Source organism: Paenalicyclobacillus ferrooxydans (genome assembly GCF_001399675.1).
GTDB classification, from domain to species: domain Bacteria; phylum Bacillota; class Bacilli; order Alicyclobacillales; family Alicyclobacillaceae; genus Alicyclobacillus_B; species Alicyclobacillus_B ferrooxydans.
On sequence record NZ_LJCO01000085.1, the window covers coordinates 49095 to 64981 of the forward strand.

The 15887-nt window shown below is 52.5% G+C and carries 22 protein-coding genes; all 22 read left to right on the plus strand.

The genetic code is table 11. The annotated features are described in order from the left end of the window. Window positions 1–9: 9 nt before the first annotated feature. The 22 genes from AN477_RS24780 to AN477_RS19865 all read left to right on the plus strand — a co-directional run bounded on the left by AN477_RS24780 (window position 10) and on the right by AN477_RS19865 (window position 15886). Complete coding sequence (locus AN477_RS24780) at window positions 10–186, plus strand: hypothetical protein (protein WP_157062082.1); 177 nt, start codon at window positions 10–12, stop codon at window positions 184–186. Continuing rightward, window positions 183–356, plus strand: coding sequence for a hypothetical protein (locus AN477_RS24785; RefSeq protein WP_157062083.1), 174 nt, complete (start codon window positions 183–185; stop codon window positions 354–356). The genes AN477_RS24780 and AN477_RS24785 overlap by 4 nt, the downstream gene beginning before the upstream one ends. Next, window positions 353–610 (plus strand): hypothetical protein, encoded by a 258-nt coding sequence (locus tag AN477_RS19770; protein ID WP_054970912.1) that lies wholly within the window; start codon window positions 353–355, stop codon window positions 608–610. Before AN477_RS24785 ends, AN477_RS19770 begins: the two co-directional genes overlap by 4 nt. Beyond that, a complete protein-coding gene (locus AN477_RS19775; RefSeq protein WP_054970913.1) occupies window positions 607–843 on the plus strand; it encodes a hypothetical protein in 237 nt (78 codons plus the stop codon). The genes AN477_RS19770 and AN477_RS19775 overlap by 4 nt, the downstream gene beginning before the upstream one ends. After that, entirely contained in the window at window positions 840–1295 is a 456-nt protein-coding gene (locus AN477_RS19780) for a DUF5651 domain-containing protein (RefSeq protein ID WP_054970914.1), read from the plus strand. Before AN477_RS19775 ends, AN477_RS19780 begins: the two co-directional genes overlap by 4 nt. Before the next feature lie 11 nt (window positions 1296–1306). Then, window positions 1307–1603: a BC1872 family protein gene (locus AN477_RS24790; protein ID WP_054970915.1), complete on the plus strand. Its 297-nt coding sequence runs from the start codon at window positions 1307–1309 to the stop codon at window positions 1601–1603. Next, on the plus strand, window positions 1600–2124 hold the full coding sequence (locus AN477_RS19790; RefSeq protein WP_054970916.1) for a Holliday junction resolvase RecU: 525 nt from the start codon (window positions 1600–1602) through the stop codon (window positions 2122–2124). Before AN477_RS24790 ends, AN477_RS19790 begins: the two co-directional genes overlap by 4 nt. Window positions 2125–2143: 19 nt before the next feature. Beyond that, entirely contained in the window at window positions 2144–2485 is a 342-nt protein-coding gene (locus tag AN477_RS19795; RefSeq protein WP_054970917.1) for a hypothetical protein, read from the plus strand. A 239-nt stretch (window positions 2486–2724) separates the two neighbouring features. Then, window positions 2725–3252, plus strand: a complete 528-nt coding sequence (locus AN477_RS19800; protein ID WP_054970918.1) for a terminase small subunit — start codon at window positions 2725–2727, stop codon at window positions 3250–3252. Further along, window positions 3249–4733 (plus strand): hypothetical protein, encoded by a 1485-nt coding sequence (locus AN477_RS19805; RefSeq protein WP_054970919.1) that lies wholly within the window; start codon window positions 3249–3251, stop codon window positions 4731–4733. The genes AN477_RS19800 and AN477_RS19805 overlap by 4 nt, the downstream gene beginning before the upstream one ends. A gap of 15 nt (window positions 4734–4748) precedes the next feature. Continuing rightward, on the plus strand, window positions 4749–7088 hold the full coding sequence (locus AN477_RS19810; protein WP_054970920.1) for a phage portal protein family protein: 2340 nt from the start codon (window positions 4749–4751) through the stop codon (window positions 7086–7088). Between the two features lie 64 nt (window positions 7089–7152). Next, complete coding sequence (locus AN477_RS19815) at window positions 7153–8682, plus strand: phage protease (protein WP_054970921.1); 1530 nt, start codon at window positions 7153–7155, stop codon at window positions 8680–8682. Further along, complete coding sequence (locus AN477_RS19820) at window positions 8683–9258, plus strand: DUF2190 family protein (protein WP_054970922.1); 576 nt, start codon at window positions 8683–8685, stop codon at window positions 9256–9258. A gap of 31 nt (window positions 9259–9289) precedes the next feature. Then, entirely contained in the window at window positions 9290–10243 is a 954-nt protein-coding gene (locus AN477_RS19825) for a hypothetical protein (RefSeq protein WP_054970923.1), read from the plus strand. A 65-nt stretch (window positions 10244–10308) separates the two neighbouring features. After that, window positions 10309–10494 carry a DUF7210 family protein gene (locus tag AN477_RS19830; protein WP_054970924.1) on the plus strand — a complete coding sequence of 62 codons (186 nt, stop codon included), beginning with the start codon at window positions 10309–10311 and terminating at the stop codon, window positions 10492–10494. 11 nt (window positions 10495–10505) lie between these two features. Continuing rightward, window positions 10506–10697, plus strand: coding sequence for a hypothetical protein (locus tag AN477_RS19835; RefSeq protein WP_054970925.1), 192 nt, complete (start codon window positions 10506–10508; stop codon window positions 10695–10697). Then, window positions 10694–11143 (plus strand): hypothetical protein, encoded by a 450-nt coding sequence (locus AN477_RS19840; protein WP_054970926.1) that lies wholly within the window; start codon window positions 10694–10696, stop codon window positions 11141–11143. The genes AN477_RS19835 and AN477_RS19840 overlap by 4 nt, the downstream gene beginning before the upstream one ends. Continuing rightward, window positions 11143–11640 (plus strand): phage virion morphogenesis protein, encoded by a 498-nt coding sequence (locus AN477_RS19845; RefSeq protein ID WP_054970927.1) that lies wholly within the window; start codon window positions 11143–11145, stop codon window positions 11638–11640. The genes AN477_RS19840 and AN477_RS19845 overlap by 1 nt, the downstream gene beginning before the upstream one ends. Before the next feature lie 6 nt (window positions 11641–11646). After that, entirely contained in the window at window positions 11647–12114 is a 468-nt protein-coding gene (locus tag AN477_RS19850; protein ID WP_054970928.1) for a hypothetical protein, read from the plus strand. A gap of 12 nt (window positions 12115–12126) precedes the next feature. Beyond that, complete coding sequence (locus AN477_RS19855; RefSeq protein ID WP_054970929.1) at window positions 12127–12651, plus strand: hypothetical protein; 525 nt, start codon at window positions 12127–12129, stop codon at window positions 12649–12651. A 36-nt stretch (window positions 12652–12687) separates the two neighbouring features. Beyond that, window positions 12688–13086, plus strand: a complete 399-nt coding sequence (locus AN477_RS19860) for a hypothetical protein (RefSeq protein ID WP_054970930.1) — start codon at window positions 12688–12690, stop codon at window positions 13084–13086. Window positions 13087–13282: 196 nt separating this feature from the next. Beyond that, complete coding sequence (locus AN477_RS19865) at window positions 13283–15886, plus strand: hypothetical protein (protein WP_054970931.1); 2604 nt, start codon at window positions 13283–13285, stop codon at window positions 15884–15886. Window position 15887 lies beyond the last annotated feature (1 nt).

Sequence of the window (15887 nt, forward strand, 5' to 3'; positions counted from 1 at the left end):
GCGAGTGACATGACATTAGCCTTGAAATCAACAATCCAAGGCCACGTAAGCGAAATACGTGACGGCTATGCAGTCGTGCGCGATGGAGACGTGACAGAGGTGTTCAACCTGGCGTGGTACCGACTAGACAAGACTGACCGGTCCATGGTTGAGTTGCGCAAGCCGGATGGAGATGGTGCTGCGTGAGTGAGTTATACATCGTGTGGCATCGAACCGAAGGCGGATGGTGGCCTAGTTCTCCGGTGACATCCGACATGGCGCGAGCAATGGTGCGCCAGATAGCCCACAAAACCATCGTCGTTCCTGCTCCTGTGATGACGGCGAAGGCTTGGGTAGAAAGCGGTGAGGTTGGATGAAAGTCACAATTGAAACAAGCGGGCAGAAGTATTCGGTCACCTTAGAAATGGACGATAAGACGTATGTGGCAAATCATGAACTGACATCTTACGGCGCCCACCAAATCGGAGGTGTGAACTTTGACGAGCAAGACTTTGACCGCGAACTCGAATACATCATGTCGGACATTGAAAGTCAGGCTTATGAATTAGCGTATTACGATGCTGAGACGCGAGAGCGCTCTGAATCCGACGAGGACGGTGACGACGAATGACCGACAGTGTTATTGCTAAGCCTGTCATCGACGACATCGAGGCAGCAGGATACAAGGTGTTGACGAGAGCTGAGTATGCGGGTCTACAGCGGTTGTATGAGGCCGTGAAAAACTGGCGGTATGGGCTGATAGACAAACAAACCAAAGGGGATGTTGGAAGCATCGCGGCTGCCTACCCTGCAATTTACCGATTGGCAACCACCTTTGATGAACTGGAGGCGATGAACACATGAAGCTTCATTATCTCAACTCAGCGGACAAGCAGGCAATCACAATGATGACTGCCTGCGCGGGATTTCTTGAACAGTCACTCGAGGGCATCCGCCACGTTCCAAAGGCTGCCCAGTCTGACATGAAGCGCGCCAAGTCGTTCGCCTGGAAGGCGGTACAGGCGACGTTGAAACCACTCGATGACAAGACGAAGCGACAGCTGCTCAACATCATTAAGGATGTCGATATCGGCATCGTGAGCAAGAAGGACGTGCAAGCGTGGAAGCAGTCAACCGACATGTACATCGGAGGCAAGGAGTTTGTGCATCGGATGGCTGAAATTACGATGGAGGCCAAATGTGCGAGTTGTGATGGAGCCTGTCGTGACACTTGTCCGCTCTATGAGAGCTACGTGCACTTCGATGTACCACAGTTTGACCCGAATCATCGCAATTGCCCGTATTCCATGGTGTGAGGTGGTACATGATGAAATGGTCAGAAATGTCTCCCGGACAACGCAATGCGCTAGTTGCAGAAAGGATTTTCGGCCACAAAGTAGACACCGCAACCGTGCGCTGGTTTACGTCCAAAATATCGGCTGCGTGGGAAGTGGTCACACTCATGCGTTCCGAGATGTACGACTTCACGTTAGACAGTGACGATGATACATGGATTGCGATCTTTCGACGCATGGGCGACAAGCAATACAAAGCCATTGCACAGACTGCACCCGAGGCCATCTGCTTGGCTGCTCTAGCGGTGATGGGGGTGCAAGTGCTATGAACCAGGGCAATCGAGGCATGGAGCTCGAGCAGCTCATCAACTTCGCCAATCAGCAGTATATGGCCAAGGGGATTGCAGTCGTGGGTAAACTGCCAACCCCTGTGAAAATCATGAAGACGCAGGGCACAAGGATTACTGCAGCCTTCCTGGAGGCAAAAAGCACGGTTGACTACTCAGGAGTTTACCGGGGCCGTGCACTCTACTTCGACGCGAAAATGACGAAAGAGAAGACACGGTTCCCGCTGGACAACATTCATGAGCACCAGGTGGAGCACCTACGGGCCTGCGCAATGCAGGGGGCAGTGACATTTCTCATTGTCGAGTTTACGCAGCTACGCAAGACCTACTACGTGCCCGGGAAACTGGTTATCGATACCTGGGACAAAGGTGTGAATGGTGGACGCAAGTCAGTGCCGTACGACGACATCGAGCGCTTGTGCTTTCCACTAGCCTCCGGACGCGGCGTGGTCTTGGACTATCTGGCTGTAGTGGACAAGTTGCTAGAGCAGCAGACGGCCTAATAACGAGAGGAGCATGGTGATGGCGGCGATACAAGCAGACTTTATGGTGGAACTATTCGGTGAGGAGACTGTTGTTCGTCGCCGAACCATGCAAGTGACTCGATATAGCCCGGATATCCTTGCTCGGTATCGTGGACTGGCTGACATCGACCCGATGGAGTACAAGAGTTACTTTCCGAAGAACGGCAGAGCGTGGTCGGCGTCTGACACAAAGTACCTTCTTGACTGGTGGGGCAAGGATGATGTGCTGAGTCTGTCGTATGCTCTCGGACGGACTCCCTGGAATCTGCAGAGGCAGATTTGCAAGTTACGGCGCCACGGGATAGAGGGAATTCCATACTTGAGGGAACAGCATGTTTGATAACACCCCAGTGACGTGTAAACTGCGTCGCTGTCTTTTTTTTGTCCGCTACCTTTGTTTCAGAGGGGTGGTCGAATGAGCCCAAAGAAACGACCGTGCCAGACTGGACACAAATGTGAATGGGGACGAAAAGAAAGCGAGACTCGAGTCATCTGTAGCGTGCCGAAGTGTGTGAAGGTTGTCAGTCGTAGCGGACATATCGAGGACAAATTGCTGAAAAAGTAGCGAGGTGAGAAGCAGTGGCAGGATTGACGCGTAAGCAACAGGTCTTCGTGCATGAATACCTAGTGGACATGAATGCCACGCAGGCTGCCATTCGCGCTGGTTTCAGTGAGAAGACCGCGTATTCACAAGGCTCACGCATGTTGAAAAATGTTGAGATTCAAGCGGCTCTGGAAGAAGCTTGGCGCGACAAGATTCGTCGAGCAGATATCAATGCTGATGACGTCTTGCGTCTGATAACTCGCGCTGCGTTTGCGGACATTCGTCAGTTCGTTGAATGGGACAACGAGGAACAAGGCTTTCGAGTTCGGTCTGCAGATTCTATCGACGGCCAACTCGTTTCTGAAGTAAGCGAGGAAGTTCGTGAAACGCTAATGGGTCCAATCACAACGCGGAAGCTCAAGCTCGTGAGCAAAGAGTCGATGATTGGATTGCTTGCCAAGCATTTCGGCCTGACAGATACGAAGCTGAATGTGAACATTACCACATCTCTCGCGGATGTGCTTTCGGAAGCCTGGAACATGGAGCAGGGTGATAATACATGACTGTCAGCACCCAACAAGACATGAAGAAGCTCGCCATCGGCATGCGGCGATACATCCGCGACCCGGTGGCGTTTGTTCGTGAGGTACTCAGTGCTGAACCCGATGAGTGGCAAATTGAAGCGCTAACCGCACTCGTTGACCGAGGGCGCCTCGCAGTTCGCGCGGGTCATGGAGTTGGCAAGTCTGCATTTGAAGCCTGGGCAATCCTCTGGTTCTTGTTCACGCGGCCGTTCCCAAAGGTGGTTGCTACTGCACCGAGCAAGCAGCAGCTCATCGATATTCTGTGGCCTGAGCTTGCTAAATGGATGCAGACGTCTTCAGTGCTTGAGACGTATTTTGAGTGGCAGAAGACGCGTATCATCATGGTCCAGTCCCCAGAACGTTGGTGGGCATCTGCACGAACGGCCACACGTCCTGATAACTTCGCCGGCATCCACGAAGAGCATGTCCTTATCGTTTGCGACGAGGCAAGTGGCATCAGCGACAAGATATACGAAGTCGCAGAAGGTGCGCTGACAACGCCAGACGCAAAGCTCATCTTGTGCGGAAACCCGACGCAGCTGTCTGGCGAGTTTTACGAGGCCTTCCATCGTCGCAGACATCTGTATCACCCAATGCACGTGTCTTGCCTGGATAGTCCTCGAGTCACGCGTGAGTACATCGACAACCTGAAGCAGAAGTACGGCGAACATTCGCAAGTCTACAAGGTACGCGTCAAAGGAGACTTCCCGGATTCGGAGCCGGATGTGTTCATTCCGCTGCCCCTCGTTGAACAGGCGACAATGCGTGACGTGTGTGAGTATGACGAACGGACTGATGCACAAGGGCGCGTGATTGAACGCATACCACTGCTGGAAGGCCAGCCGATACAGCTAGGCGTTGACCCAGCGCGCATGGGCGGCGATGAGATCGTCATCTATCCGCGTGTTGGTGCGTACGTGTTCGAGCCGTTGGTGTTTCACAACCTTAAGACGACAGAGCTATCCGGACGAATTATCCAACTCGGACGTGATCTCATGGAACGCTGGCGTAGACCGGACATCACAGTGGTCATTGACATGGGTGCGATGGGCTCCGGCGTACACGACGAGGTTGCTGATGTGGTGGGTAAATCAACATTCCCAGGGCAGTGGAACATCGTGCCGTTTAACTTCGGTGGCGCTGGTGACGAAGACTGTGACGATGCCGCCACAATCGCTTATAAGACTGCACGCGATAAGTTGCCTGAGTTGCACATTCCGAACGATGACCGAACCATCGGGCAGCTGACCACGCGGAAATACAACGTCACTTGGAAGGGTGGCAAGTTCAAGATTGAGTCCAAGGACGATTACAAGAAGCGCCATGCGGAAGAAGGAAGTCCTGACCGCGCCGATGCGTTCGTGCTGTGCTTGTATGATGCGGGTATAAACATCCGGAACGAAGTGCAAACCGTGAAGTCGAAACCGGCAACTGCTGGGCTTCGCCAGAAGCGGTTTTAGGAAGGTGGCAATCCTATGGGTGTAAAAGATGCGTGGAAAGCGTTACGCGGTGGAAAGGCTGAAACGCCGGTTGTGCCGCGCAAAATGAGTGGTGAGATTGGGTACACTGGCAACCTCATATTCAGTGGCTTGCCGATGGATGAATATAATCCGGATTTGGCGTTTCCTCAGTCTGTACAGGTGTACGACCAGATGCGGCGGTCTGACGGGCAGGTTGCGGGCGTCTTGAATGCAATGAAACTTCCAATCCGCAGCGCGAAATGGTACGTCGAACCTGACGATGACGCGAAGGACAAGGGATTGGCAGAAAAGATTGCTGAGTTCGTTGAGTGGAACTTGCTAGGGGGTGGAATGAAGTTCAGTTGGGACGACCATCTTCGTGAAGCTCTGCTGATGCTCGACTTCGGCTTCAGCATGTTTGAGAAGGTATTTCGCTTCGATGAGTACGAAGGTAAGCCTGTTATTGTGCTCGACAAGTATGCGCCGCGTGTAGCGCCTAGCATATGGCGTTTTCCGCAGGATGAGAAGACTGGCGCCATCATTGCGGTTCAGCAGCTGAATGTTTATACCGGCGAATTCTACGACATCCCGCTGTCAAAGTCGCGGCTTTACACATATCAGCGCGAAGGAGACAATCCAATCGGCATCAGTGCTCTACGTGCTGCATACAAGCACTGGTATATCAAAGACGCTCTGTATCGTATCGTTGCAGTCGGCGTGGAAAAAGGGCTGATTGGTACACCTTACGCGACACTACCCAAAGGCACATCAGACACGGACCGAACAAGAATACTTGAGACACTCACAGCTATGCGTGTGGCAGAAGAAGCAGGCGCGACGTTTCCCGAAGGTGTCACTGTTTCGATCCTTGAGGGCAAGAGTAATGCCGTGAACGCGATGCCTTTCATCGAGCACATGGACACGCAAATCGCTCGCTCAATGCTTGCTCAGTTCATTAACCTGGGCACGATGAGCAGTGCCTCTGGCGGTTCGTATGCACTCGGTAACACGATGGTCGGCATGTTCGTCATGGGCCTTGAGGCTATTGCAGGCTATATTGCCGGTGAGGTGCAGAAGGACATCGAGCAGCTCGTGGAGTGGAACTTTGGCAAAGATGCACCCGTGCCAATCCTCAAACACGGGTCTATCAACATCGACAGTGTTACGGACCGGATGACGGCCATTGCCGCACTTGGTTCAGGCCACTTGCTCAATCCAGACGAAAGCCTAGAGAATGCTCTGCGTGGCATGATGGGCATTCCGCCGATCCCTGAAGCTGCACTTGCTAATCAGCGTAGTTTGCCCCAAACAAACTATGTACCGCCGATTGTGCCTGATACGCGTCTTACACCTGCACAGATACGTCAGATTCAGCAACAACAGCAAACTATCGGTGAGTCTACTAAGGGACTGCTTGCACAAGGTGGTGGCACACAAGGCAAGCAACAAATGTCAGATGACGAAAGCGGCTTGACGTTTGCCGATACATCGCAGGGCGGAACGGCACAGACTCAGAATGGTACATACAGCCGTCCATTAACCCAATACGAGCAACAGGTAGACGTGAAGGCTATCGAGGCGTACTGGATTGCTGCTGAGGGAGCTATGTTGATCGAACTCAGGCACCAAATGCACAAGGTTGCCGACGGGGTGTACAAGCACATGGAGCAAGTCCTTACCGGTTTAACACTCCAGTCGGCAATGAAAAAGGTAGCTACGCTCAAAGTCAGTGACGTGGCTGCTTATGAGGATGCCATTGTCACACAGCTAGAGCGAGTGGCTGAGCACGGTATGCGAACTGTTGCAAAGGAACTTACTAGGCCTGGTGTCCCGAAGGAGTTGCCAAAGGATATCAAAGCCGCATTCGAGGCGAAGGCAAAGACACTTACATCAATCCAGACCGGAAAGCTAGTGAACGCTGTCCAGCTGGCAGCGCTACAATCCCTCGAGAGGCCAATGGCAGGTGACAACGTTAACGGTGATATTCGACGAGCGATTGCGGCCGCCAAGGAAGCAGGTACGCAATACATCGAAGGGAACGACCTCAAGCTGTCAGCCAACGTCAGCGTCGGTGAGGCGCTCAATATCGGGCGTGGTTCGGAAGCACGGGATAAAGGCGTCCAAGGCGCGCAATGGAGTGCGCTCCTGGATAACAAGACGTGTCCGCTCTGTGCTAGTTTGGACGGCAAAACCATCAGCGTAGATAATCCGGATTTTGATGTGTTCAGGCCACCGTTACACTTTAATTGCAGATGCTTCTTGATTTACATCGGGTCCGACCAGACACATGTCAAATTCAATTGGACCACTCCGGATCCAACGCTCGTAAAGCACTATGGCGGGTTCGTCTCCTAAGTACGCAGCGTCGCTACTATAGCGGCGCTCTTTTATTCTGTCGATGACTGAGGAGGTGTCCAGAGTGGCAAACGGTATGGTAGACCTCGCTGTTCATCAGTGGAGCGAGGATAAAAAGTCTAGCTGGGTGCAAATCATGACGACCGGTGAATGGGATCGTCCACAGAAACAACCCGATGGCACATTCAAACCGAGTAAGGTACGCATTACGCCTGCTGACTTGCACAAGTTCAAAGAGAACTTCGACAAAGGCGTGCGCGGCGTAAAGCTGTTCACTGACATCGCGCACAAACCGGACGACGGAGCGGTTGCCGAATGGGAAGAACTCGAGGTTCGCGGGAACAAGTTGTATGCAAGGATGGCATGGACCGACGAAGGTGCACAGATAGTGAAGTCCGGCAAATACAACTACTTCTCGCCGGAATTCTCGTTTGCGTGGACTGATCCGGCTACCGGAAAGGTGCACAAGGACGTGTTGTTTGGTGGCGCACTGACTAATCGGCCGTTCCTGAAAGATATGGAGCGTGTGGCTCTGTCTGAGACTGAGGACGTCGACATGTTCCAACTCAAGTTTGCAGACGGCGAGCCATACGACCCTGACCACGACGGCGACAATGATAAGACGGCTAATCCTAAGCTCAATCCCGACTGGATGGAAGACGTTCGTCAAGGCATCACTCCGTGGTCTGTGTGTACTCCAGACCAAAAACAGCAACTGATTGCGAAAGGCATCACACACCACGTAGCAAATCGTGCTCACGCAGAATTCATGGCGGCTCATCCTCATCTCAAGATGTCCGGGGATGGAATCACGAATTCGCATGACACCCCGCCGAAGGGAAAGCCCAAGAATAAAGCGCTGTACGCTGATCCTGATAACTACAAGTATCCAATTGACAAGAAGCACGTTCATGCAGCTGTCGATTTCTACAACGAAAGCGGTATGCAGTCGAAGGGTGGCTACACCGACAGCCAATGGAAGTCAATTGGTGAACGTATCGCCAAAGCGGCTGGATTCGGTTACTCCCTCAAAGACGGCAAGATTGAGACGCCGTTTACGCACAAAATGAATGACAGTACGTATGACCCGGAGGGCTCACCTGACGAGGAAGACGGCGTCGCTACGCCGCACAAGCCAGATGATACTGACAGTGGAAAGTACAACGAACCAGGTGGAGGTGTGTTGAGGATGACGGAAGGAATCACCATGGCGGAATGGGAAGCGGCTCAAAACAAGATTAAGGCACTTGAAGAGTCTGAACGCCGCCACAAGTTCGCAGAACAGGCCCGTGGGTGGATGTTCGACGAGAGCAAACAAACCGGAAAACTCTTGCCGGCTCAACAGGATAAAGTCATAGACCTCATGATGGGAATGACTGATGAGCAGGTACAGAAGTTCTCTGAGTTTGTTGACAGCCTCGCTCCGGTGGTGTCTTTCAGTGAGGCAGGAACGTCTGCGTCCATTCGTGCGCACGTCAAGGAGAGCAACAAAGAGGACGAGATCTACAAGCTGGCTGAAAGATATGAGCGCGAAGAGCACATGGAATGGAAAGATGCGTTCCTCCGCGCTTCCGACGAACTGGAGGTGAAATAATTGCCGATTAAAGGTGCAATTCAGGTCATGATCGATACTTTCACCGCCGACGCTGCAGTCAACCAGTTCCAGGCGATCGTACAGAGTGTGACTGATTATCATGCGACGAACCCAGCGGGCGCGAATGCTGGTGAATTTGTCGGTATCACCCTGGACAGTGCAGCAGCGGGTGAGAGCGTCCCGGTGGTCCAACTCGGCACTGGGTGGTGCCAGGCTGCTGGTGCCATTAGTTCAGGGCAGTTTGTTTCGATTGCGAACGCTCAGGGCCAGATTCAAGCCGGCGGAAGCAACATCATCGGTATTGCGCTGAGCACCACGACAGCTGCTGGGGACTATTGCCTGGTCTACATTTCTCCGACACCAGGGACTAACAGCCTTAAAAAGGTGTCTGGTACCACGAATGCCGCAAGCGGCACGCAGAACGCGTATGCACATGGCCTTGGGTACGTTCCAACGACGGTGCTCTTTACTCCCAAAGGAAACGGCGTTGTGTACGAGAGTCAAGCGGCGGATGCAACAAACATCTATTTGTCAGCCTCCGCTGCGTCCATCAACTTCGACGCGTACGTAGGCTGATAAAACTATTCGAAAGTAGAGGTGATCGATAGTGCCACGCTTTGGAACGCTGCATATTGAACGCAATTTAACGAACTACAGCCAGCGGTACAACAACCCGAACTTCGTCAATGAACGGTTGTTCCCGTCGACCATGGTCAAATTCGAGGCCGACAAGTACATCGTCTACGGCATGGAACACTTCAACCTGTACGAGACCCTTCGTGCAAATGGAGCCGAGTCTACGCAGGTTGACTGGACCTTCTCTGAGGCATCGTATTTCGCCGAAGAGCACAGCTTGAGAGACATCGTCACTGACCGGGACCGTGCGAATGCGGATAAGCCGCTGACGCTCGATGTAGATACGTTAGAGCTCGTAACAGATGGCGTGATGCTACGCAAGGAGTACGCGGCTGCAGAGATTGCCAGAAACACGGCGAATTATGCCAACGGCAATACGTCTGCGCTCTCCGGTACAAGCCAGTGGAGTGACTACGCAAATTCGACTCCGTTGGACGACTTCAAAACGATGCAACAAGCTGTGTTCAATGCATCGCGTGTGTACCCGAACACCATTGTGCTACCGTACAGCGTTGCAATCACACTGGCATACCACCCGACCATTTTGGAACTCGTCAAGTATAACTTTGGACCGAACGGTCAGGCGATGCTCCAGCAGTTGAACGGCGGATTAGGCGAAGGTCTCCTGCCGAATAAGCTGTTCGGTATGGATGTCGTTGTGGCCGGCGCTGCGTACAACACGGCTAACCCTGGTCAGCAGGATTCGCTCAGCGATGTTTGGGGCACCGATGTCGTCATTGCATACGTTGAGAAGGCTCCAAAGCTGAAGTCGCTAAGCTACGGAAAAACCTTCCGTACAGAAAAATACGTGCGGAAATGGCGCGAAGAGAGCCGTCATGGGGACTGGGTCGAGTACAACGACATCTATGACCTTGCGCTCACTGCTTCGGCTACCGGTTACTTGCTGCAAACAGTCATTGCATAATGCGTTGACTGCTCAGAATACTGAGGCCGCCAGTGTGCGGCCTCTATTCAGATGGAGGGGTATAAATGGCTGAAGCAACCAAAGCCTATACCGTTGTGACAAGTCTGAAACACGATGGAGAACGCTACAAGGCTGGAGACAAAGTGCAATTGACTGCAGCACAAGCTGAACAACTCATCAAGGCTGGTGCTGTCACGAATGGAAAGGGTGTATCGGCAAACGCCGTCCAAACTAACCCGACTAATGAGTGAGGTGAGCGTGCATGAGCAGGTATAAGTGTGTGAAGCGTCTTACCACAGATAATCGTAAGACCATCCACGAGGTAGGAGACATTGTCGAGTTAAACGATGAAGATGCCAGGTCTGCGCTTCGTCAGGGCGCTGTGGTTGCCGTCGAAGATACGTCCACTAAGGCTTCAAAGACGACTCCAGCGTCAGGTGGGGATGGCAAGTGAGCTACTGCACACTGAGCGACGTCCAAGACATGCTCGTCCAGTTCACCATTGACGCGAATAGCAACCCGTCCGATACGCAGGTCACGAACGAGATCATCCCCATGTATGACCGTTACATCGACGACCGGCTAGGACGCTACTATCAGGTTCCTATCACGGGCACGAATGCTCTGGTGACCATGCAGCAGATAGAAAAACGATTTGTTGCAGCTGAGATAGCCGATCGTATCTATCTGGGCCAGACGGGAAGCAACAGTCCGCAAGGTGCAAACTGGCGTACGCTCGCTGAGCAACAGCTAACGCAGCTTGTGCAAGGTGATGTGATTTTGTGGGACGCTCAACAAACGGGTGAAACTCCAGAGCCGGAATACAGCCAGGTATCAGACAACCTGAGTGTGGCTACCAGGCAAACGCCGCCTGCGTTCTCGATGGGGATGAAGTTCTGATGGGGACGCTTCACATTACATTTGATATACCCGGCGAACGTGCGCTCTCCAGTTATTTTGAACACATGTATCATGTCCCTGACGACTTTCGAGACGTTTGGGAACCGATGGCGGAGGACTTTTGGCAGCAGAACGAACAAACATTTGCGTCAGAAGGTCCCGGATGGCGGCCGCTCTCGTCGAAATACAAGGCGTGGAAAGAACGACACTACCCTGGAATGCCGATTCTAGTTCGCACGGGTGCGTTGAAGGCATCCCTAACGGAACCATATGGTGAAGGTGTCATCTATGAGGTGTACCCGCAGGAACTGACGCTCGGGAGTGACCTGAAGACCAAGAATGGGTACACTTTGGCGACCCTACATCAATTCGGCTCAGTCAAAGTTGCAGACCATCCTCCGAAACGTCCCCCTGTACAGATAACAGGTGAGCTCCAGACACGGTGGAATCAGAGGCTAGCAACGTGGTTACGCGAAGAATTCGCTTATGAGGGGTGAGGAAGATTGGCACAACCGGATGTTGAGGACGTAATCAATGCAATGTCGTCCATCTTGGAGGCTAGTCTCCCTACGAACCTTCAAGCGGTCGACCAGCGTAAGACAACGCAGCTAAACCCTGTACCACCACGCCAATGGCTCTTTGGAGACTATCAGGCAGTCCCGCAGCTGCCTGCAGTACTTGTTACCGGTGACCAGACAAGTACCCGCAAGGACGAGTACGGATGGCGTGATCAACAATACATCATCACCATCGAAGCCTACTACGCACACACCGACGTTCAGACGCTGTCTCGGATCCTTCGTCGCTACGGAGCTGCCATCGACGATACTTTGAGGCAGAACAATACGCTCGGTGGACTGGTCAAGAACATCGCGAATATCACTCAGCGTTACAGCCAGACCATGAAAGGGCAACCAGGGTTATTTCAGGCTGTGGCTGTCGAATGCCAAGTACACCTGATTACTGATTAAGGGGGTAACAACGTGACCACGAATATGACCATCACTCGCGGCAATATCATCGCTGGACCGTGTACGAGTTTCACGGTGGACGGCAATCCGATTGGAGGTACATCCGGCGGTGTGACCATGGAACGGAAGACAACCATGGTCGACCTCGAGATTGACCAAATTGTCGGCAGCGTTCGGAAAGTACCATCAAAGGACGTCATCACCGTTACGACCACAATGAGCGAAGCGACACTAGCAAATTTACAAATTGCATGGGGAATTGCGACAGCTCCTGTGGTATCTACTACGCCCGGAACCGAGACATTGGATGTCGGAGTTATCTCGTCCGCGATCGAACACGCGCTTGTGTTCGTAGGTCCATGCCCGTCTGGGACGTACTCTTCGAGAACGGTCACCTTGCATAAGGCAGTCTCGGTTGCCACTGCAAAGCTCTCGTTCGAGAAGGACAAGGAACAGGCATATCAGGTAACCTTCGACATTCTGCCTGACCTCACGCAGACTGCAGGTTCTGAGTACGGTACCATCGTCGACCAATAAGCCTAGCGTGACTATTGATTTCTGAGGAGTGACAGCATGGGCATCGCTGATGCGCAGTTGAAAGATAAGGTTCCCGTCACACTTGCTGGACGTGATTTCGTGGTGAAAGTAGTCCCTATGGCACGCATCCGGCAACTTGCTGGCGTAGTTTCGGAAGCCATGAAAGAAGCTGACAATCTGAATGCTACTGACGAGGAAGCGGTTAGCGGCATTGTGGACAAGCTGCTTCAGTTCCCGCATAAACTCCTAAGCCTGTTCATTGACAACTTGCCTGCGGAAATTTTTACGGACGAGCAAAATGGCGTGACGTTCCCAGAGTTCTGGGATGTGTTGCAGATTGCACTCACTATCAATCGGGTGGACCAACTAAAAAACGTCTTTTCTCGCCTGGTGCCGTTGATGAGTCAGGCGAGTACATCACAGAAGACGAACTGATTGAGTTTTGCCTTGAAACATACAGGTGGAACCCCGAAGAGACGCTATCGAGGCCGTGGGCCGTCATCGTAGAACTCCTGGAGGCCAGGTCTCAACGACTGGCACGCGGGAGCGACGAGGGACGGCCCTCGTCAGGTGATGTAGCAACATACGATGACAATCCGGCAGCTTTCGGCTTAGGAATGGGGTGAGATTGATGAATGTCTGGGACTTAATTGTGAAGATTGCCGGGGACGGTCAAAGTCTGCGCGACGATATTGACCAGGATAAAGCAAAGGTCGATGAACTAGACCAGAAGCTAGCTGGCGTTCGTGACAAGGACGTCTCGTTGAAGGTCAGTACGCAAAGTGCAAAGGACCACATTGACCAGCTCAAGAAAGATATGGACGAACTGAGGCACAAAAGTCTTCAGATTTTCGTGCGTGACCAAGAAGCGGAGGACAAGCTTTACACATTTAACGCCCACCTACAGGAACTGCAGGACAAGATTCTAAACCTGAACGTCAATGATCGGGATGCTAAAGACAAGCTCGACACCATTCGGCTAGAGTCGGAAGACTTGAAGAACGAATTGGAACACATGTTGGTTGGTCTTGAAGATACTGAGGCTATCGCTAAGATTGACGACCTGATCCTGCGTTTGGACACGATTCACGACCAAACAGTGACCATCACAGCTAGGCTTGATGACACCGAGGCTAAGCCGAAATTTGATGCTCTTCTGCTGAAAGAACAGGAACTTCGACGAGTTTTGATGCAGGTGGATTTTGAAGACGCCGATGTGGTTCTTAAAGTGAAAGAGCTTCAACTTGAACTTGATAGGATTCACAAAACTGTTTTGACGGTGGACCTTCGGGATGAAGATGCAATCCTCAAGCTCGATGAGTTGGACTTGAAATTAGATGGTGTCAAGCGACGAATTGACGGTATTAATGCTACTTCGGTGGGAACTAAAGGAAAATTCAGTCTAGGGACCCTTCTCGGGTCGTTGTTTCCTGTAGCCTCCCCGCTTGCCGCAGATGCAGGGGGCGGTATGTTGGGACTTTTGTCAGCGGCTGCTCCTGGCATGGCAGGAGGGGCTGGATACGCTGCGGTTGCTGGCAGCACACTGATGCCGGTATTTACTGCTGAGGCATCTCTTAAGACTGCTCAGGCGCAGTACCAGGCTACGCTGAGAAACCCCGCAGCTACGAATGCGCAGAAATTGCAAGCCCTTCAGGCTGTCCATCAATCGACGGCGAATTTGGACGGCGGTCAAATGCAAGCGCTCGGGCAAGTCCAGCAGTTCGGAACGTTCATGAAGGGATTCGACCAGAGTTTTCAGCCGCAGGTCCTGCAGTCGTTCACGAGCGTTTTGCAGCTCCTACAGAATGTGCTCAAGGACCTTGCTCCTGCGATCCACGGGTTTGCGAGTGGCTTGAACGAGCTTCTGTCTGGAGCGAATAAGGCACTCGGTTCACCTGTGTGGAAATCGTTCTTCAGCTATCTTGGGAGCAACGCGAAGGCGTCTATCCTCGCGTTCGGGACCGGCCTAGGTAATATTGCCACAGGCTTTGCATCGTTGCTCATGGCATTTAATCCACTTGCGCGAAGCATGGATGCTGGATGGACAAAGATGACGGCGAGTTTTGCGAATTGGGCGGCGAATGTGGTCAAAACGAAAGGATTTCAACAGTTTCTGGACTATGTGAAACAGACAGGTCCTCAGGTTCTCAGTCTTATTGGGAATCTCGGTTCCATTGTCGTCAAGCTTTTTGAGGCCATGGCGCCAGCTGGGCAAAACCTGCTTACGATGGTGACTGGACTCGCAAGCCTCGCCAACACGTTGCTAAAGGTAAATCCGCTGATTGGTCAGATAGTCGTCGGCGTTATTCAGATGGTTGCATTCAAGAGCGTGTTAGGATGGGTATCTGGCGTTGGGGGAGGATTTACTAAGTTGGGGAAAACTCTCACCTCTACTACTGGGTTCGTTGCTAAGTTGGTAAAGGTGTTCCCTGGCCTCGAGGGTGCTATGAAGCTCGTCGGTTCGGGCGCGGGATTCCTTGGCAAAGCCTTTACGCTCTTGGGTGGTCCTTGGGGACTTCTCATCGCAGCCATCATCGCGGGAGCACTCCTTATCATTGGGCACTGGAAACAGATATCCTCCGAGGCGAAGACGCTATGGCATGATGTATCAGGTTTTTTCTCAAAGCTCGGACAAGACATCGAACATATATGGGGCGGAGTTCTCAAGTGGCTTGACGGGTTATGGCTAAAAATTTCGGCATTCTTCAAGAAATGGGGACCAGACATTCTCATCGCACTGGCTCCGTTTATTGGGATTCCGCTTACTATCTATCAGCGCTGGGGGCAGATAACTGCTTGGTTCACGAAGCTCTGGGACAGTGTAGTCGGCGGTGTGAAAACCTTTGCGTCCAACATTCTCAACAACATGGACCAAATCGGGAACAACATCAGCAACTACTTCGCAAAGCTAGGACAAGAGGCACTTACGTGGGGCGAGAACGTAGTCCATATGGTGGCGAACGGCATCATGTCAGGCATTCACTGGGTCACAAATGCAGTGTCATCCGTAGCGAATTCTATCTCCTCCCTCTTCGGTGTTCATTCGTCGCAGACTCTGGCGGTATCACCAAGCGTCTCTGCAATGGTAACCGGTTCCGGATCGACAGCTTCGGCGTCACATTCAACTCTGACTGTCACACATCAGGGGAGCGTGACGGTTGGTGGACTCACACCGAGGGCCGTCCAGCAGGTCAATCAGCAGCTCAATACCCAGCTTCTGCGAAAGATGAGGTGAT